Raw genomic sequence first — 19136 nt, forward strand, 5'->3', positions numbered from 1 at the left:
GTCACAGACCAGTCAAATACTCCAATAAAGAACACACCTTGGCCACTCAAAGCTGACAGATTTCACACATGAGGTATTATTTATTCTGCTTTGCTTCTTGGGCTAACTCAGTGGCTCTAGTCTCTGGATCGAAGTTGAGTCTAGGATCCCATTGTAGGGTATCTTTAAAGCCTTGAATAGCTTCATTAATCTGGCCATTTTTTGCGAGTTGTTCACTGTAGTCAATCAGATAAGTAGCAGCCTCAAGGCGACGGGTGGGGGTTTGGCAAACTTTTAGCTTTTGTAACTCTTGAGGAGTGGTGATTAGATACCGATCAAGCCAGTTGCATCCCTTTTCCAGTAATGTTTCTAAATTCTTAATTGGCCATAATTTGACAGTGCCATCGTATCCACCTGTTGCAAGGGTCTGACCATTGGGACTCCAACTAACCCTGCTGACCGAGCCTTGATGGGTCTGTATTGACTCAATGGGCTGCCCTTTCTGATTCCACAATTTGACAGTGCCATCGGTTCCTGCAGTGGCGAGGGTCTGTCCATCACTGCTCCAACTAACGCTACTGACCGAGCCTTGATGGGTCTGTATTGACTCAATGGGCTGCCCTTTCTGATTCCACAATTTGACAGTGCTATTTTCTCCGGCGGTGGCGAGGGTCTGTCCATCACTGCTCCAACTAACGCTAAGGACCGCGCTTTGATGGGCCTGTATTGACTCGATGGACTGCCCCTTCTGATTCCACAATTTGACAGTGCCATCAACAAGGCTGGCGGTGGCGAGGGTCTGTCCATCACTGCTCCAACTAACGCTACTGACCGAGCCTTGATGGGTCTGTATTGACTCAATGGGCTGCCCCTTCTGATTCAACAATTTGACAGTGCCACCAAAAAAGGCCGGCGGTGGCGAGGGTCTGTCCATCACTGCTCCAACTAACGCTACTGACCGAGCCTTGATGGGTCTGTATTGACTCAATGGGCTGCCCTTTCTGATTCAACAATTTGACAGTGCCATTTTCTCCAGCTGTGGCGAGGGTCTGTCCATCACTGCTCCAACTAAAGCTAAGGACCGAGCCTTGATGGGTCTGTATTGACTCAATGGGCTGCCCTTTCTGATTCCACAATTTGACAGTGCTATTTTCTCCGGCGGTGGCGAGGGTCTGTCCATCACTGCTCCAACTAACGCTACTGACCGAGCCTTGATGGGTCTGTATTGACTCAATGGGCTGCCCCTTCTGATTCAACAATTTGACAGTGCCATTTACTCCGACGGTGGCGAGGGTCTGTCCATCACTGCTCCAACTAACGCTAGTGACCACGCTTTGATGGATCTGTATTGACTCAATGGGCTGCCCCTTCTGGTTCCACAATTTGACAGTGCCATTTTCTCCAGCTGTGGCGAGGGTCTGTCCATCACTGCTCCAACTAAAGCTAAGGACCGAGCCTTGATTGGTCTGTATTGACTCGATAGGCTGCCCCTTCTGGTTCCACAATTTGACAGTGCCATCACCAAGGCCGCCAGTGGCGAGGGTCTGTCCATCACTGCTCCAACTAACTCTAGTGACCGAGCCATGATTGGTCTGTATTGACTCGATGGGCTGCCCCTTCTGGTTCCACAATTTGACAGTGCCATTTTCTCCGACGGTGGCGAGGGTTTGTCCATCGCTGCTCCAACTGATGCTAGTGACTCTGCCATGATTGGTCTGTATTGACTCGATGGGCTGCCCCTTCTGGTTCCACAATTTGACAGTGCCATTTTCTCCGACGGTGGCGAGGGTCTGTCCATCGCTGCTCCAACTGATGCTAGTGACTCTGCCATGATGGGTCTGTATTGACTCGATGGGCTGCCCCTTCTGGTTCCACAATTTGACAGTGCCATCAACAGGGCCGCCAGTGGCGAGGGTCTGTCCATCGCTGCTCCAACTGATGCTAGTGACTCTGCCATGATTGGTCTGTATTGACTCGATGGGCTGCCCCTTCTGGTTCCACAGTTTGACAGTGCCATTTTCTCCGACGGTGGCGAGGGTCTGTCCATCGCTGCTCCAACTGATGCTAGTGACTCTGCCATGATGGGTCTGTATTGACTCGATGGGCTGCCCCTTCTGGTTCCACAATTTGACAGTGCCATTTTCTCCGACGGTGGCGAGGGTCTGTCCATCACTGCTCCAACCAACGCTCCAGACCGAGCCATGATGGTGATCGAAGAAGCGCTCTTGAATATTGAACAATATCTCTTGGAGGGCTCCACGAGGGCCAAGAGCTGGATAATCTTCTAAAGCAAGCTTGTTGTTGACTAGTCGAGCATCAGGAGCTTCAGATCGTTGATCAATCAAGTCTTGCAATGCCTGACCCGCTAATAGTGCACTCAGCAAGGCGCCCGATTGATTAGTCTGAAACTGTGTTCTTGCAGCAGCGCCTAGTTGCTCAAGCTGCGCTCCTGCTCGGGCAATCTTTAAGTTAGCCTCAACTTGTTGACGCTCTGCACTAACCTTTCTAAACTCAGCATTCGCCTTTTTGAGTCCTGCTCTAGCAACCGTTAAGCCATGCTGTGCTCTAGACTTAGCTTGCTCTGCAAGTAACTTAGCCTGCTCTGTCTGTGTTTTGGCTTGATTAAGCTGTTGAACTTGAAGCTCAGTTTGGGAGATGCGCTGTTCGGCAAGTTCAACCTGATGAGTTGCCCGTCTCAAATTCCGCTGAGCGAGCCTCAAGTTTTCCCTAGCTTTTCGGGTAGTTGCGTTGGCGCTTTGTTGCTCTTTCTCAGCAAGATTAGCGCGCTGTAATGCTTGATTTGCTTTGTTTTCGGCAACCCGCTGCTCCTGTTGAGCCTGCGCTTTTTCTCGATTAGCCAGCCTTGTCTGCTGAATTCTGGCGTTGGCATACACAAAGGAACCCATAACGATTGCCCCAGCCGCACATAAACCAATACTGGCTAACCGTAACCGCTGGTTAGACCTCATAATTTGGCCTTGAGCCTGTTGATGGGCATTGCCAAGAATCTGTTTCGCTTTGACCTCTGCCTGCAGCAGTTGGTTACTCTCAAATTCTTGACTGGCCTCCAGATAGCGATAGTCCACTGCAGGCAAATTTTTATCGGCTGCCCATCTGCGTGCTTCCTGGAGGGCTTCTCCCCTAAGCAAGTGAGATGCATCTTGATCAGTAGCTATCCATGCCGCTAAACCAGTTGAGTAAGGCCTTAGCTTAGTTAGCTGTCTTTCGACCCAATCTAAATTGAACAAGGCTCCATATATACGGTTATGCGACCTTAAAGCATTCTGATGCTTGACAGCTAGCCCAGTCAATCGTAGCTCCAACAGTTCTGAGCTACCGTCATCGGCAATTTGCCCTGCCTGCAAAACTTGTTGGTATAACCCCAGCAACCGGCCCGCATTACGTTCATTGTGTAGCACCCGATCACGGATGGTCCGCAGATGCTCAGGTTCGTCCTGAGCTTCCCAATTCTCCAGAACATAAGTCTGGACAATATTTGCCAGATTAGGGACTCGCCCCCCATGTTTCACCACCAAGTGACAGAGTTTCTGTGTCAAGAAGGGCTGCCCCCCAGTCCACTCCAAGATCTCTGCTAACACCTGATCAGTGTGATCCACACCAGGGGCTAGTCCAGGAGTGAGCGGCCCTAGTGCTTGCGCTAGCTGAAAGCCAGTTAAATCAACGGCATGGCCCAAATTAAACGGAGTTCTTTCTTTATCAACAATCAACTTAGAAGGGCTAGCAACTCCCAGCAGACAAAAAGTCAGTCGGTCATAGGTAGGATCGTCTCCTCGCTCATTACAGCAGGCTCGGATCAATGCAAATAAATCATCCGTGGGGAACTGGAAACTAAGGACACTATCAATCTCATCGATGAAAATCACAATTGGCTCATCGATGTTGGGCAGCAACACCTCCTGTAACATCTCACCCAGGCGTTGCACCGGTGATAGGGATTCATGTTCTGCCCACCAAGAGTGCCAACTCAACTGAAACCGGCGCATAATCCGGTAGGCAATCCCTGTATACCATTGCTCTGGAGTCACCTGTGACCCCATTAATGACAAGTCCACAGGGACACAGATAATGCCATCCGTCTCTAACTGCTGCCGCACTCGCACTGCCAGACTCGACTTACCCATCTGTCGCGAATTAAAGACATAGCAGAAATGCCCTTGTTTCAGTTCCTGATAAAGCTCCTGGTCCGCTGAACGCTCTACATAAGTGGGGTCATTGGGTCTTAGGCTACCCCCCAAATGCCTGAAGGTACTGCCAGTAAATTGATCCATGATTTACTCCACACCGAGATGCTGCTGGAAGTAGAGGCGATAAAGCCGATTGCGGGGGACAACTTGATTGCCCAGAAATACCACTAAACCCAGCCGATTGAGCAAGAAGCGATGTTTGGCCGGAAGATCCACCGGCCCATCAGATAACATTACTGTTCGCGAGCTGGCGACAAGCTCAGGCTCAGTTTGCAATTGAATCAACAAGTCACGCAGATGGTCTTCATAAATCCCAGCATCAGTAGGTGCATCCTGCATCAGTTCTACTAGTGTCACCTGAGGCTGAAATTGAAGTTGGCGCAAGGCCGTTTGCACTAGACCGGGGTGACCACCGACCATCTCCATGAGAGTGGCGATCTCCGTATCATTGATGCGAGGAGCAGCTAGCCCAGATTGTTGAGCTAAACTATTGACCTGATCACGATTAAATTCCGGCAACTCCCGCGACAAACCCACATTATCAAAGGGGGAGCGATCCTTACTCAGGGGTAGGTAAACTTCCGTGGAGTGGACAATAACGAGTCGGAGTTTTTCCCACAACTCACAATTTTTGGCCTCTTCATGCCATGCTCGCAGCATACCAAAAAAATCTAAGGCCACCTCCTTATGAGGAAATAACCGGTCTACATTATCCAGGGCCAAGACCAATGGTTGATCAAGCTGGGGCAACAGATGATCTTCAAAGTAGACTGTGCAAGATGAGTTTGGTCCCATTCCCATCTGCCAGTACTCAGACACCGCATTCTCAAGCTGTAACTTGCGGGTTACATGGATGCAAAGAGCACGCAAAAACTGGTCGATATCTTGCACTATCCCATTGCTGAGTCGCAGCAAGTTGAAGGATACCGTTAGATACTGCTGCTGCTGTACCTCCACTAAAAGCTTATCCATTAAACAGGTCTTCCCTAGCTTTTTGGCGGCCTTAATCCGCAACAAGGCACCTGGCTTAAGCAGTTCTTGGTAGCATTCTGTCTCCAAAGGCGGTCGCTCTACATAGAGTGTTCGCCGGGCTGCGGGATCACTCACAATGGGTTGATTTGGACAAGAGCGCGATCTCTGGTGCCGATCTAGAACCCTTTTGAAGTTGCTTTTTTTCACTTGTTCGTTACAGGCATCCGACAAATCGCGCCACAGGTGAAAGGCCACGTCACAATTTATATACTCCCAGGTGTAATCCGAAGCCTCAGCTATGTGTCTATAGGTAAGCCCCTTCCAGGATCCTTCTAAAACAGCAGATTCAATATCACTAAGATGTCGCCCCCGATGTTCATATACAAGCACATCAGCAAGGTCTAGAGCTTTATCTAAACTAAACACGACGGTTTCACTCATTGCCGTTTACCTGCCTAAATCTGAATATTCTGATCATAAATACCTTCACTATCTTTGTTAAGCAACATCCTATTTCTTCTAAATAAATTAAATATGTCGGCTAATAATCTCCAACTTTTACCTTATTTTTGAAGTTCTAAGAACAGGGCACCTTGATTGATTAAATTTTATTGAGAATAGAGCTATCTTGTTGAGTAAACTTAAAAAAAATCAATGAGTTTAGCCGTCAGCATATCTATTTTTTTGAGGCATCTAACATAGACTACACTATCGAATATGGTGTTTTTATTCCTTGAAAAATATGCTGTTCCAGTATTTTTTTGCTTTAGGTTTCACTTTATAATTTTCAAAAAAAACAAAGTTTTTCACAATTGAATAAATTGTAACTTCTCAATAACCACTGGTGCTTTCTATGACTGGGATTTAACTGCTGAAGTCATGCTTAGGGTTAGATAGAGTAATTGACCAATAATAAATTCCTTTCATATTAGCAACATAGTCTTTGATGGAAAGAAGCGGAGTTCTTTATCCAGAAACACTATTCGTGTCCTAATCAGAGAAGGTACCAACCGAGACAGGCTATGGCCAGCACCATTCCTTTGGTTAGAGTCAACAAGCCAAGCCACACTCCTGATACTTTGAGTAAAGGTAATGAGCTTAATTGCCCTTGATTCAGATGTTCAACTAAAGTTGTGTCATCGCTCACGAATACGGAGTCATCAAACGTTAATAAGTGGTTTGCCTGAAAGTTTAATTCCTGGATCAGCATATAAATGATCCAGATCAGACCTACTACTGCAGTCCCTAGAAAAATGCCATACAAGAAACCATAAAACAGACCTTTGGGTTGTTGATTGGTGAGGGCACCCAGACACATACCTAAGAAGCCACCAGCAAAACCTGATACCGCAATCACCCCACTACTGACGTTCATCCAAAAAGCTCGACCAAAAAGGCGTTTAATAACCACCTTGGGGTTAGCGTATACAAAGGTCACCACGATAGAGGCCGCAATCATCCATGGACTCAGAGGTGGTTGTAGAATGGCCCCAATAGATATCGTAAATAGAGCTAGCAGCGCTAGCCATTTAAGCTTGAGAATTTTCATCTGAGTTTTCCTGGCGAAGGCAGATATAGAGGTAATGCTTATCCGCATCCGAAGCATTTTAGGAATCAACAAAGACAATTAGGCGATGGTAAAAGGGTTGAGCGGCTGGCTCAGCAATTCTCAACGCCACATGCTGGTGCTGGTATAAGCAAATCAATCGAGTATTTGTTGTAAGAAACTTATTGGGATTCACTGCCAGTAAAAAAGGTAATCTGGTGAGATTCTTTCAGCCCCTTGAGCTAAGAGAGGCTCGAAAAAGGCTTTATTCTACTGCAGGGAGTGATTAGCCAAGTTAACCCCATGACAGAGAGAAAAAGGCCGTTACTTTCAGAGCTAAATTGCGTGAATTCGAACTCTGAAAGCTTTGGCCAAACGGACCTTGAAAATTTAACAGTGTGTGTTCACTCTCCTCATCATGATTGGACTTACCAATCATGATGAGGAGAGTAGATAAATTACCCTTTCTTTTCCCAAATGGCAGCATAATAGGCTTTGTTGGCCACACTATACCCGCTAACATGGACCAGTCGGTATCCGTTTTTAACGTGCTTGTCGAAAGCACTTTGATACTGGGCACTCGTTAGGCCATGGCGGGCAATCAAAGCGGGACCAGATTTCTTTTCCCAAATGGCAGCATAATAGGCTTTGTTGGCCACACTATACCCGCTAACATGGACCAGTCGGTATCCGTTTTTAACGTGCTTGTCGAAAGCACTTTGATACTGGGCACTCGTTAGGCCGTGGCGGGCAATCAAAGCGGGACCAGATTTCTTTTCCCAAATGGCAGCATAATAGGCTTTGTTGGCCACACTATACCCGTCAACATGGACCAGTCGGTATCCGTTTTTAGCTTGCTTGTTGAAAGCGCTTTGGTACTGGGCACTCGTTAGGCCATGGCGGGCAATCAAAGCGGGACCAGATTTCTTTTCCCAAATGGCAGCATAATAGGCTTTGTTGGCCACGCTATACCCGCTAACATGGACCAGTCGGTATCCGTTTCTAGCCTGCTTGTTGAAAGCGCTTTGGTACTGGGCACTCGTTAGGCCATGGCGGGCAATCAAAGCGGGGCCAGATTTCTTCTCCCAAATGGCAGAATAGTAACTTTTTCCCTGGACACCATATCCGGAAACATGTGTGAGTCGGTAGCCCTGCTTTTTGTACTGATCAAAAGCGTTTTGATACTGAGTACTGGATAGGCCGTGACGGGCAATCCATTTACTAGATTGTTGAATGCCTTTGGCTTGATAAATAGGATTTACGGCTGTTTTAGCTGCATTCAACTTTAATTGTCCTACTTGAGAAGCAGTAGACGTATAAGTTGGTGCAAGACCAGAAAATACAGCTAATGAAAATACAGCTAGACCTAGCTTTTTGCGTAACATAATGTACTCCTTCAGAAAATAAATTGAGGCTTTTACCTCTAAGCTTTAACTTAGATTTTTTGTAGGTAATCAACTTTTTACCTATGCCCCTATCATGCTCAAGCCAAGCCAGATAAACAATGGGAAAAAAATAGGTATAACTATATTTCTTTGGATCCAATTTATACTGACTTTTTAGTTAACTCATTTCGAACTTTATTTCATGAGCTAATTTAGCTGAAACCCATACTCTGCTTAGTACTTTATCGAAAAAAACTAAAATAACCTCAGCCTTTTAGTTTGTAGTTCTTTCGGTATGTAGATGCCTTAAATTCAACCCCATGAATGGATTCCAACAATCTTAACCCTTGAGCAATTTGAGATATGTGTCTTTCCCCACTTGAACATTGGCAACCGAGGGCCACAACCAAAGCTCTCTTTGAATGTCATTTTCAACTACACTTTTTCAAGTTTCTACATCCGGGATATCAGTGAAAAAAGCTACCCATTGAAAAGAACAAATTTAGGCAACCGGAAATTAGCTACTTTAGTAGACCTCTTGCATAATTCAGTTGACGATTTGGTAGAGGACTAAAAAATCAAGCCAGATCGCAACATAAATTGAGTTAGTAGCACATCGAGAAATAAATATTCCAAGAGGTCCAGTATTTATCGGACCATCAGATGTTTTGAAACTCATGGCCTCGATGTGAGCATCTTTTAGCCTGGTAGTTTTTGAGGGTATTTCAGAGACATAAATCACCCTAATCTATTTCTCTGAAAGGTTTTTAGCGATTTCCAATCTGGTTCCTATAACAGCCATTATCGTAACCAGTTGCCTGTAAGACTAATGTCTAGTTCTCAGAATGTCCTCTGAAAAGCAGACGAATTATTAGACTAAAATCCCACAAAGGTTCGTGTAATATGGCGAAAGATATGTTCCATGTCGGACATTTGATTACGCTGAAATCTTTATAGAAAAAGGAATAGCTAAACACAACAATTTTTTAATTCCTGTTTTTATATAGAAATCTGGAGTAACAATCACCGATCTTATATAGTGATCTTCAAGTTCGTTCTGTGGTGTAATTTATGTCGCGTTTCTCTCAAACTTCCGACATCCCGCCAGTCCGTCTCATTGAGTTGGGCACGGAAAAATTAGAGGAGAGCAAACCTGTATCTGAAACACCCTTGCCTAAGCCAGCGGTAGTGAATCTGCGATCGCAACGAATCGAACAGTTCCTCACTCTGAAAAACCTGGCGGCTAACACCCGACGCAACTATGAACGTCATCTACGACAGTTCAGTTTGTGGGTGAACAAGGACTGGCATCAGATTACCATGAACGATCTGAAACGCTACAAGACTTATCTAGAGTCGGGTCGGCAGTTAAAACAGGGGTCGGTGGGGGCGATATTGACGGCTCTTAAAAGCTTCTTTTCTTGGCTGAAGAAGGCTGGGTACATTGAGGAGAATCCAGGGACGGCGATCAGTATTCCGGTAACTCCAGAGACGGAGGGAAAGAATCTGGAGCTGTTTCAGGTGGAAGCACTGTTTGAGGCACTGGAGAAGCGGAAGACACAAAGACGTGATCGGGCGATCCTATGTTTGATGGTGTTTGCCGGGATGCGGGCTGAGGAAATCTCTAATCTCAATGCTGGGGATTATAACGGGGTGGAAATCACTATCCGTCAGGCCAAGCATGGATCCGTGGGTCGGGTACCTGTCGATGAGCAAACTGATGCAGCACTGCGGGCTAATCTTCGGGTGCGGATGGTGGACGGTGAGGGAGGGATGGCAGCGGATGATCCGATGTTTGTCTCTACGAGTCATCGAAATAAGGGTCAGCGGTTGGGGTATGAGGGTATCTATAAGATGGTCAAAGCCTTGGCACAGGATGCTGGCTGGCCAGATATTCATCCCCACAAAGGACGACATACCTATGCCAGTCAGTTGATTGAGAATGGCATGGATGCATATTTGGCTATGACACTGATGCGGCAGCGATCTGTGAAGGCATTTGAGGTCTATTCCCAGAAGGTCCGGTATCGGACGGCTAAGGGAGTGTTCTTAGAAAGCAAAGGAGAAGTGGAACGACAGCCCATGCCGCTGGAGGAGCTGGTGGCATTTAGTGAAGTGCCAGTGGCAGAAGAGGCGATTGAGCTAAAAGTTGTCACTGAGGAGCCTGCGAATTGGCCCAAGATTACTGCGGTGCATCTGCCCTTGAATGCGGTTCAGGTGGGGCTGACCCTAGAGATTTCAGGGAAGAAGAAGGGCGCGGTTAGGAAGGCGATCGAGGAGCGGGTCTTGAGTCAGTTTCAGATGGTCAAACCTAAGCCGAGGGGGAATGAGTATGAGCTGACGATTGGGGTTGAGGATGGCGATGGGGTGTCTGCTATCACTGACCAGATGCGCTGGGATATGGAGCTACTGGGGGAGCTGGATGATTGTTCAGTGGAGGTGAAGTGGTTGGATTGAATGTTGTTCTCAAAGAATCTAATCCCACTTCTTTTGTCGTTGTTCTTTCACATATTTCTGGGCTTCTTCCAGACTTGGAAATTCTTTTGGATATCTGTTGTGTAATTCAGCAGCCAATTTGTCACAGTCTCTATTGAAGTCAATTGAGATGTTCTGAGGAAATTTTGAGTTGCAAATTAATGGAGGTTTCCTACCCTCCAGTTGAGATTGGGTAAGATTAGTTGCCTCTCTAAAGTCTGTTCCAAGCAAGATAGAGTTGCTGAGGTTCAACCTTAATAGGTTGCCTCTTTTGAGATTGGAATTACTTAAGTTAGTTCTGAGCAAATTGGCTTCGATCAGGCTGGTTTGACGAATTCTGATTTTGCTTAAGTCGGCGATGCTGAGATCTGCTTTGCCTAAGTCAGCACCTATGATGCCCATGCTGATGAGACCATTAGTGCTGAGGTCAGCACTGTTGAGGTTTGCACCACTGAGGTCTGCGCCAGTAAGGTCAGCTCTTCTAAGGTCAGCTCTTCTAAGGTCAGCACTGCTAAGGTCAGCACTACTGAGTGAAGAGTCCACTAATGGAGCTTTAACAAGAGAGCGACAATTCCCAAATAGACGCTCTGTAAGATAGTTGGGTATCCAGGTAAACTCTTGTTGTCTTTTGCACCCTCTCACTAAACTTTCTACGGCCTGTTTCTCCTCATAGCCGCCTTTCCCATCCAATCTTGCGAAGTCTTGTTTAATACCAGCTTCTCGAAGACTATTCTCAACAACAACCAGCAGAATTAAGGCTGGAACAATCAGCCAAGCACTTGTCTTGAGACGATTCAACCGGCGTTGTCGTACACCTTTCTGTATAAATGCTCTGCCATTATCCGACAACGAAAATGTTTCAGCCTGATTCTTGTTGAACTGAATGGCTTCAATCAAGGGTAGTCCCTGTAACAGATACCCAGACTTTTGACCTTGATTCCGCCATGAGATCGCACTGGCCTCAATCCTGCGTTGCTTCCTTAATAAATCTCGATTCTGCTCAATCCATTGCCGTAGTAATTTCCAGTGACGGATCAGGGCTTCATGAGCTACATCCACAATCGACATTCGATTAGCTTGGTCGGATTTGCTAACCACTTCACTGGTGACGATCAGGCGATTCTCTGGGCTAGATAGTCGTTCAACGACCTGCTGTACTCGCTGAGCTGGATGCTTTGGCTCTGTAACCAAGTCATCCTGAAATACTCGCCGCCGAGTATCTTCCGTGCCTTCTCCCAACTGCGTCAACTGCTGAAAAATATGCTGAACCGTCTGCTGTTCCGCTTCATCAAAACTGTTATAGATAGCTGTTGCCCGCTGGTCTAATGTACCTTGGATTCCCCCTAGATTTTGGTAGATTCCAAAGGTTAGTTGGTTGTCTTGTCGCTGGTTCCACAGTTCTTTCAGGGTGTATTGCAGCAGAGGCAAGCTACCCGGTGCCCCTTCAATATCATTGAGGATTTCTGTAACCAAGGCTGGCTCAACATTCAGGTTCACCTGTTCGGCAGGTCTACAAATTGCAGACCTTAGCTCATCTGATTCCATTGGCAAGACACTGACCATTTGCTGATCAATCAGTCGAGCTAAGCCACTATATTTCTGCTCCATGCACTTGACGATAAAGTCAGCCCGCATGGCGATGATCAGGCACAGTTTGTTGTCAGTATCTGACAAAGCCCCCATCAAACAGGCAAAGAAACGCTCTCGTTCCTCTGGGTTCTCACAGCGAGTAAAGACCTCTTCAAACTGGTCAATCACCAGAACCGTTCGGGGTGCTGAAGACGCCTGGATTAATTGCTGTAATCCCGCTGCCCCCTCAGTCAATAACCCAGAAGCCTTGCCCAGTTCTGCTGCTCGGTCCAAATCCGACAGACCTTCCTCGACAAAGGCCAGAGCTAGATTCTGCATCGGTTGCCGATCTGGGCGAGTAATCCGAATTCGCCACTGGTCACTCCCTGAGATGCGACGCCCCAGCTTCAGTTGATGCAACAACCCAGCCCGCAATACGGAAGACTTGCCATTGCCAGATGCCCCTACCAATGCCAAAAAGTTGGAGGTTCGCACCTGATCGAGAAGCTGACCCACCAACTGCTCTCGACCAAAGAAGTATTTGGGATCTTCGTCATTGCAGTCAAAGAACTCTAATCCTTTGTAGGGGCAAATACCGCTATCAACCTGACTTTGGCTCGATGGTTCTGCTTGGACTTGCCAGCTACGGGTAAGATTAATGGCATCTCCAAAGTTGGTACAGACAGGGGTTTGCAGTTCTCCTTTCAAAGCTTGGTTGACGTGATCCACCAGAGCAAAAGTATCAATCCATCGTCCTGGTAGACGTTTAGGATCTAGCCCATCTAGTAATGCCTTGGTCAAAACGCTATAGGGACTATTTAAGTCCTCCCATGACTGCTCGAAGTCTCTGGATGAGGCGATAAAACAACGGTCTTTACTTTCTCCATGTCCAGGGTTAGCAGCTTCTACTTTCACGAGGAGAGAACCACTATGACAGCAATCCAACCAGATAATTTGCTGCTTAACGGTGCTTTCAGACAGCAACCATTGCAGCCATCGTAGGGATAGCCCAGAGCGTGATTGGTTGGGGTTGGTATCACTCGTTGCTAGATACCCTTTATCAAAGCCTTTTTGATCCGGGATGCCATGTCCTGAGAAATAAAACAATGCCGTATCAGGGGCTTGAGAACTCTCTGGTAAGAAAAGCTGCTCAAGTGCTTGCTCTAACTGCTCTCGCGTAACTGGATGGGTGTCTGACACCAGGGGCTTTTTCGCTTCCCCTTCAGTGATCCGTTCTGGCAATCGATACAGGGTATCAAAGTCTCCATCTTCTTCCAGTCTCTGTGCGATCGCTTCTGCGTCCAGGGCAGGGGCTTTCAGATCCTGGAGAGACTGAGACTGATATTGATTAATTCCAACAATGAGGGCATTTCGGCTCATAGGAAGAGATAAGCAGCGGGTTTGATGTCAACATAGATTATTCTCGACCATGCAATATCACCTTTGCCGTATCTTACCGTGAGTGCTTATCCATGACCCAACTTGCTCCGATCCAGCTCGATGATGGAACCGTGATTTACATCGAAGCAGAGGATGATGTCTCAACACCCTCTCTACCCAAGTCAGAAGGGACTACCCGCACCTCTAAAGGAGTCGGTGATGTGGCTCTGAAGAACTTCCAGGCCATGCAGGGGACTATCCGCACCTATACGGCCTATACCCTCAACGCTTTCAAAGAGGTGGCAACGGCCAATGTCGATAAGGTCATATTGGAATTCGGGGTCAAAGTTGCGGGTGAAGGAGGAGTGCCTTACATCACTAAGGGGAGTGGGGAATGTAATCTCAAAATCACCGTGGAGTGTTCTTTTGGTGATCGAGAGAATTGATGCTTGAGCAGTTTTGCCAACAATGCGATCGCTTCAGTGGATACCTCGCTGAAGGCTTCCTTGTCTGTGCCATCCATCCGAGTGGCCCTGATCAAAATCCTTGCCCAGACTTTGCGAAAGTGATCGAGGACTGGCAAACATTAGGTGCAATCTCTGAAAACGGTGAGCTGGTCAGGGACTGGGCGGGATATCTCAACTCATCGGAGCGGGTAGAGGTTCTGGAGTCACACCCATACTTCACCGGAGTCTGCCCAAATTGTGGCGAGCTTTTTGGGGATATCAGGCCGATCCACTACGATTGCAGGAAATGTGGATGGATAGATGATTCGATCAACTAATTCATGAAAAACATAAGTCCAATCTTCAATCTCCTCCTTTCCCCTCTGCTTTTAGGGTGCAGCCCACTCCTCAATCGCTGTGCTGAACTAGCGGAGCTGGGAATTAAGTGTCATCCGCACATGTTGCGCCATAGCTGCGGGTATCACCTGGCAAATCAGGGGTTGGATACGAGGTTGATTCAAGATTGGCTGGGGCATAAGACTATCCAACACACTGTCACTTATACGATGCTGAATCCGAAGCGGTTTGGGGAGATTCAGTGGGGGTAGTTGGTACTTTGATAATCGGAGGAATTTTCAGGGAAAGTCGACGTCGGGGTTGTTGGTAGACAATCTAGTAAGTAGATTTTTCTGTACTTAAGGAGCATTTTCTGTCTATTGATTAAACAAGGTATATTACAGAAGCTTGAAGAAAGTCAAAATAACGGGACCCACTTTTTTCCAAGCTGTTAAAAGCTTAGCTCCTTTAGATAGACTTGTAGATATAGCTTGCAAAGTACCTGTGGCTCTTTGAGCTAATTTCTTCATTTTTCCTTCTTGTGGATCTTGAGCTGCTTTTGCCAACTTTCTTACTTGATCTAGGGCCTCAGTCTTCTCAAGATTATTCAACTCGGTTTCCTCTGTAATTGCTAATTGCAATTGATCAAGTAAATCCTTGAGATGGTATTTTCCATCAGCACTTACTTGTGTTAGCTTTTGAATATCATTTAAGAGATCTCCTTGAATTTGTCCTAGATTAGCTACTCCGTTAATATCCCCTGCTACAATGCCACTAATTTGGTCGATATCACCAGATACTTCAAATTTAATATTTTTTATCTTCAGGCATAAAATCTCCAGTTTGCTTATAATTTTCTGCATAGAAACTTGGGCGCTTGAGTGCAATTTCCACAAAATTTTCTAAACTTTTTATGCGATCTTCCTTCTCAGAAATAATTAACTTGATATCTTGATAAGCAAAGGTTTTGACTTGGCTATAGATTTCAAAGTACTCTTTACTTAGTTCTGAGTGATTAGCTGATTCTGAGGTTTTTGCTTTCAATAAAAACTTATCTTTTCCTCGACGCTCCATCGCCACAATTTCTAGTTCATCATTAGGGTTATGTTCTGCGAGCGTCTTAAACGCTATTGCTATAGCTCGTGGATCAATGCCTTGATTATGATAGAGGTCTAAAGTATCTACAATTGGCTTTATGAAGTCATCAAAATCACCAGCCCTAAAAAACTCATGATGATTATCTGGCTTTCTAAGTGGATCAGGATTATTTTTTGTTGGGAGGTGCATGTAGATGTATTTACAGTCTATTTCATTTAGAATTGTATTTGCTGTTATTCCCCAGTCTTCAATATATGCTCCTGTTAATTGAGATTTAGAAAGATCTGCACCATCTAGTTGAGTTTGTTTTAGAAGAGTTCTGGATAAATCTGTACATTGTAAAGATGCTCCGTTTAGGTCAGTACTAATAAAACTTGCATCAGATAATTTGGCATTATTGAGATTAATTCCAGAAAGAGGAAGATTATCATATATATGTCCTTTACCTTGTAAATTCACAATAAGTTCACGGATGCTTTGATATCTTAGGTAAGAATTTCCAGCTAGAATAATATCTAAATTTTTGCATTTATACCAATAAGTTTGATATAAGATTGCTTCTCTAAAATCAGTGTTTCTCAGATTCGCTTTTGAGTAGTTTGCATTACTTAGATCAGAACCTTTAAATGATGTACCGATATATGCTGAAAAAGCTATTGCTAGTTTCTGTATCAATGCAAATCGTTTTTCACCCTTTAATGCGCTTAAAGCAATAAGAGTTCCTAAGATAGCTATACTCCAAGACCATATCCAAGACCAAAATAAATCTATCCAAGCCCAGTTCCATGCTGGATTACCTAGCAATATTCTTGCACCATTTCGAGATAATATCCTAATAAAGGATCCTAAAAATCCACCAAAGAATGCTGATATAATAACTAAATATCTAATGTATATATCAGCAATTACTCCTGCTAAAGTTATTGCTGATGCTATTCCAATTGATGAGATTACAGCAGATATTGTAGTACCACCAATGGCAGCACTCCACCAACCAATAGAGAGGCCATGATTGTTATCAATAGTATTGCTCGTCATTGAAATAATACTAGCAATAAGAATAGCAACGATAAAACAGAATGAGCTAGTTATAAAACCGTTTCGATAAGTAATATAAAATAGTAAAGATAGAATTACTAAACTTACTATCCCAAGTTGAATTGAACTTTGTTCAAAAAAATTGATTGCCTAGCGTATTTCTGAAAATTCCAGGTGTAATAATGGCACCTGAACTGCTCAATAGTGCAATAAGGCATATAAGTAGAACATAATAAATATTAGTACGTCTTCTCAAGCCAGCTTTCACATTAGTGAAGTCAGTATTTCTCAAAATTGCTCCAGAGAAGTTTACCTCTCGAATATCTGAGCCACTAAAATCAGCATCAGATAGATCTTGGTTTTCGAAAGATTGTCCTTGCAATTTTGTCCTTTGAAAGTTACGCTCACCGCGGTGGTAGCGTTTTTAGCAATTCATTCGATTTCATATATAAATTTTATGTAAGGATTTCTATTTGAGCTTCCAAAAAAAATTTATAGACTATATTGCTATATACATATCTGTAAAGTTCATTTCTTATATGCAGTTTGGTTTAAATTTAAATATGTGATACAGAAATTTAACCATGATAGTGTGTTAATTCAGGATATTTTATGCTTGCTAATATGAATATATAAGTGCTGAAAAACTATACAGCTATCAGCTTTTATGAGGATCTATATGCTCAATCTTTATAAGCTCAAATTTTCCTCACAGGTAAATAATAAAATTGAGAATTATGTAACTTTTTATTGAGTAGTTGGTGATAGTTACTACAGAAAATCTAGTAAATCGTATCTCTTCCCCGGTCGGCATGGCCGCTCTCATTTGCGGGTCAGTTCAGCGGATCGGATTTTGAGGCAAGCCTTTGCTCAGGTGGGGTTGGAAGGCTTCAGCACCCACAGCTTCAGGCGCACGGCTCTGACCCAGATGCACAATGCTGGAGTGCCGACGAAGCATATTCAGCGAATATCGGGGCATCGGATGTTGGCCGCATTGTCGGGGTACTTGGAAGTGACGGATGAGCAAGTGGAGGGGGGCGATTGCGAAGTTGGTGTTTATCAAGTGAATTGAATTAATAGTTGATTATAATATTTTCAAGTACTAATTTTTGCATAAAAGTATCCTTAATTAGGAATAAAAAAATAGTTGATTAAGGCTTACAAATCGTTAAGACTCTATATAAGGAGGATGCTAGAAATAATAATGAATACTAGAAAAACAAGAAATAGTGAGTTGGTAAATAGTTATATAGAAGAATACCTAGATTATTATTGTAGTTTAACTATCCCTCCAGGATATGCAATATTATTGAAAGGAAATTGGGGAACTGGAAAAACATGGTTTATTAATAAATACATCAATGACAGCCAAAGTGACAATAAATTCCTTTATGTAAGTCTTTATGGTATATCAGAGCTATCTGATATAGAATACGCTTTCTTTCAACAACTGCATCCAATTATGTCATCAAAAGAGATGGCGTTGGTCGGAAGGTGCCTTAAGGGAATGCTAAAACTATCGTTAAAAAATTGATTTAGATAATAATGGAAGAGATGATGGAAGTGCATCATTACAGATTCCTGATTTAAAACTCTCTGAAGAATTTACTAATATAGATAAATGCATACTTGTATTTGATGATCTAGAAAGATGTGCGTTAGACATTAAACAAATCCTAGGATATATTAATTATTTTGTAGAGCAAAAAAAATTTGAAGGTAATTCTCGTTGCTGATGAAGAGAAAATATCAAATACAGATGATTACTTGATTATAAAAGAAAAATTAATTGGGAAAATATTTTCTATTTCTCACGTTATTGATGATGTTTTACTAAATTACATTAGTGAACTTTCTAAGGTAAACCATAGGCAGTTTCGAGATGAAAATCTAAATATAATAAAGAGTGTATTCTCTGAATCAGGAAGTAAAAACTTGAGGTATTTGAAGCAAATAATTCTTGATTTTGACAGAATATATGAAAAATTGACTAATAATGTAAAAGATAACCAACAAGCATTAAGTTCTTTATTAAAAGCATTAGTACTTTTATCAATAGAACTTAAAAGTAATTCATTCACTTCAGATGAGATTTTTGAAGTTCTGAAGAAACATTCTGAATTTTGTTTTCCTGTTATCATTAATGACAATGAAAGCACTAAGGATAGTTTATCTAATTGGGAATCAGAAGCATTCAAAAAATACAGCTTTTTTAAGGGTGATACTTTTTTCCCAAGTTTGAAATGGTGGCAAGATTTCTTTGATACTGGTCTAATTGATTTAAATGAGTTACATGAAAGTATTAATAGCAGCAAATATTTCCAAGACAAGGATACACTAGATTGGATAAGGTTATGGCATTACTCTGATCTGTCTGATGATGAATTTTCTATTGTTCTCAAAGAAGTATCAGATAAATTGTGGAGCTATAAGTACACTGATATTGGAGAAATCTGTCATATTGTTGGGCTTCTTCTTTATTTCGCAGACGCGAGACTCTATGAATTAGAAAAAGAAGAAATACTAGAAAAATCAAAACAATGTATAAGACATATGTCCAAAAATTGTTCACTTGATTTTGGGCCATTACAGAATATGTATTATAATTACAGTAGCTATAAAAAACTTAGGTGTTCTTGCAAGAGAATCAACAGAATATAAAGACTTTAGAAAATGTATTCTTGATGCTTACGAATCATTTCTAGAC

General features: G+C 43.7%; 15 protein-coding genes and 1 pseudogene. 7 read left to right on the forward strand and 9 right to left on the reverse strand.

The window, feature by feature from the left end; genetic code table 11:
• Nucleotides 1-76: 76 nt before the first annotated feature.
• From HRE53_RS30845 to HRE53_RS30865, 5 genes are all read right to left on the reverse strand, one after another.
• Nucleotides 77-913 carry a WD40 repeat domain-containing protein gene (locus HRE53_RS30845; RefSeq protein WP_235112386.1) on the reverse strand — a complete coding sequence of 279 codons (837 nt, stop codon included), beginning with the start codon at nucleotides 911-913 and terminating at the stop codon, nucleotides 77-79.
• Nucleotides 837-4268, reverse strand: a complete 3432-nt coding sequence (locus HRE53_RS30850; protein ID WP_235112387.1) for an eIF2A-related protein — start codon at nucleotides 4266-4268, stop codon at nucleotides 837-839. The genes HRE53_RS30845 and HRE53_RS30850 overlap by 77 nt, the downstream gene beginning before the upstream one ends.
• A gap of 3 nt (nucleotides 4269-4271) precedes the next feature.
• Nucleotides 4272-5597, reverse strand: a complete 1326-nt coding sequence (locus tag HRE53_RS30855) for an AAA-like domain-containing protein (RefSeq protein WP_235112388.1) — start codon at nucleotides 5595-5597, stop codon at nucleotides 4272-4274.
• Between the two features lie 553 nt (nucleotides 5598-6150).
• Nucleotides 6151-6705: a hypothetical protein gene (locus HRE53_RS30860; protein WP_235112391.1), complete on the reverse strand. Its 555-nt coding sequence runs from the start codon at nucleotides 6703-6705 to the stop codon at nucleotides 6151-6153.
• Between the two features lie 455 nt (nucleotides 6706-7160).
• Nucleotides 7161-8087: a hypothetical protein gene (locus HRE53_RS30865; RefSeq protein ID WP_235112393.1), complete on the reverse strand. Its 927-nt coding sequence runs from the start codon at nucleotides 8085-8087 to the stop codon at nucleotides 7161-7163.
• 1071 nt (nucleotides 8088-9158) lie between these two features.
• Between HRE53_RS30865 and HRE53_RS30870 the strand changes: the two genes are divergently transcribed.
• Nucleotides 9159-10544, forward strand: a complete 1386-nt coding sequence (locus HRE53_RS30870; protein ID WP_235112399.1) for a tyrosine-type recombinase/integrase — start codon at nucleotides 9159-9161, stop codon at nucleotides 10542-10544.
• Nucleotides 10545-10562: 18 nt separating this feature from the next.
• Here the strand turns inward: HRE53_RS30870 and HRE53_RS30875 are convergent, their stop codons facing one another.
• On the reverse strand, nucleotides 10563-13511 hold the full coding sequence (locus HRE53_RS30875; RefSeq protein ID WP_235112401.1) for a pentapeptide repeat-containing protein: 2949 nt from the start codon (nucleotides 13509-13511) through the stop codon (nucleotides 10563-10565).
• A 92-nt stretch (nucleotides 13512-13603) separates the two neighbouring features.
• Here HRE53_RS30875 and HRE53_RS30880 point away from each other — a divergent pair, with 92 nt between their 5' ends.
• The 3 genes and pseudogenes from HRE53_RS30880 to HRE53_RS30890 form a co-directional block, all read left to right on the forward strand.
• The gene (locus HRE53_RS30880) at nucleotides 13604-13957 is read left to right on the forward strand and encodes a CU044_2847 family protein (RefSeq protein ID WP_235112402.1); all 354 of its coding nucleotides are present in this window, start codon (nucleotides 13604-13606) and stop codon (nucleotides 13955-13957) included.
• Entirely contained in the window at nucleotides 13957-14295 is a 339-nt protein-coding gene (locus HRE53_RS30885; RefSeq protein WP_235112403.1) for a hypothetical protein, read from the forward strand. Before HRE53_RS30880 ends, HRE53_RS30885 begins: the two co-directional genes overlap by 1 nt.
• A 69-nt stretch (nucleotides 14296-14364) precedes the next feature.
• Nucleotides 14365-14565 (forward strand): annotated as a pseudogene (locus HRE53_RS30890) (tyrosine-type recombinase/integrase); the annotation flags it as partial.
• A gap of 126 nt (nucleotides 14566-14691) precedes the next feature.
• Here the strand turns inward: HRE53_RS30890 and HRE53_RS30895 are convergent.
• The 3 genes from HRE53_RS30895 to HRE53_RS35435 form a co-directional block, all read right to left on the reverse strand.
• Entirely contained in the window at nucleotides 14692-15156 is a 465-nt protein-coding gene (locus HRE53_RS30895) for a hypothetical protein (RefSeq protein WP_235112404.1), read from the reverse strand.
• On the reverse strand, nucleotides 15101-16429 hold the full coding sequence (locus tag HRE53_RS30900) for a pentapeptide repeat-containing protein (protein ID WP_235112405.1): 1329 nt from the start codon (nucleotides 16427-16429) through the stop codon (nucleotides 15101-15103). Before HRE53_RS30900 ends, HRE53_RS30895 begins: the two co-directional genes overlap by 56 nt.
• A gap of 133 nt (nucleotides 16430-16562) precedes the next feature.
• Nucleotides 16563-16811 (reverse strand): pentapeptide repeat-containing protein, encoded by a 249-nt coding sequence (locus tag HRE53_RS35435; protein WP_396133518.1) that lies wholly within the window; start codon nucleotides 16809-16811, stop codon nucleotides 16563-16565.
• 444 nt (nucleotides 16812-17255) lie between these two features.
• On the opposite strand from HRE53_RS35435, the gene HRE53_RS30905 reads away from it, so the two are divergent.
• The 3 genes from HRE53_RS30905 to HRE53_RS30915 all read left to right on the forward strand — a co-directional run bounded on the left by HRE53_RS30905 (nucleotide 17256) and on the right by HRE53_RS30915 (nucleotide 19090).
• A complete protein-coding gene (locus HRE53_RS30905; RefSeq protein ID WP_315876857.1) occupies nucleotides 17256-17501 on the forward strand; it encodes a tyrosine-type recombinase/integrase in 246 nt (81 codons plus the stop codon).
• Nucleotides 17502-17633: 132 nt separating this feature from the next.
• Nucleotides 17634-17963 carry a P-loop NTPase fold protein gene (locus HRE53_RS30910; RefSeq protein WP_235112406.1) on the forward strand — a complete coding sequence of 110 codons (330 nt, stop codon included), beginning with the start codon at nucleotides 17634-17636 and terminating at the stop codon, nucleotides 17961-17963.
• A 179-nt stretch (nucleotides 17964-18142) separates the two neighbouring features.
• The gene (locus HRE53_RS30915) at nucleotides 18143-19090 is read left to right on the forward strand and encodes a hypothetical protein (RefSeq protein WP_235112408.1); all 948 of its coding nucleotides are present in this window, start codon (nucleotides 18143-18145) and stop codon (nucleotides 19088-19090) included.
• Nucleotides 19091-19136: the final 46 nt, after the last annotated feature.

The sequence above is a fragment of the Acaryochloris sp. 'Moss Beach' genome (genome assembly GCF_021497025.1).
GTDB lineage: Bacteria > Cyanobacteriota > Cyanobacteriia > Thermosynechococcales > Thermosynechococcaceae > Acaryochloris > Acaryochloris marina_A.